This window comes from Citrobacter sp. Cf088 (genome assembly GCF_030334295.1).
In the GTDB taxonomy this organism is placed as follows: Bacteria; Pseudomonadota; Gammaproteobacteria; order Enterobacterales; family Enterobacteriaceae; genus Citrobacter; species Citrobacter freundii.
Map to the genome: position 1 here is coordinate 1 of NZ_JAOWEE010000016.1, position 383 is coordinate 383.

The window sequence follows — 383 nt, forward strand, 5'->3', positions numbered from 1 at the left end:
CGGTAAAAGACCCGCAGGGCCCGGAGCAGCCGGTATTTAAAGACCCGGACGGGTACTACACGCGGGTGCTGCGCAGCCAGAACTATTCAGGGCCGGGGCTCGGGCTGACCATGGTGCGCTATAAAACCGACCCAGGAAATAAAGGTTATCCACCAACCGACAAAACCGTGCGATGCGCCGTTAACCACCCGAGTCCGGTGAAGTGAGGGCTGTGATAATGAAAAACGACAGGTTGTGGCTGTGCGCCATTGTGATGGTCGCAGCAGCTGGCTGCGATCAAAACCCCGCCTCAGTCAAACCCCTGCACAGTGCGGAAGACCAGGCCCGGCTGCAGGAATTTGTGGCGCAGATAAAGTCAGAGCAGGTATTTGTGGAAGGCGGTG

Annotated in this window: 1 pseudogene; it reads left to right on the forward strand. The window is 58.0% G+C overall.

The window, feature by feature from the left end:
• Positions 1–206: pseudogene (locus OGV71_RS00550) on the forward strand (formylglycine-generating enzyme family protein); the annotation flags it as partial.
• Positions 207–383: the final 177 nt, after the last annotated feature.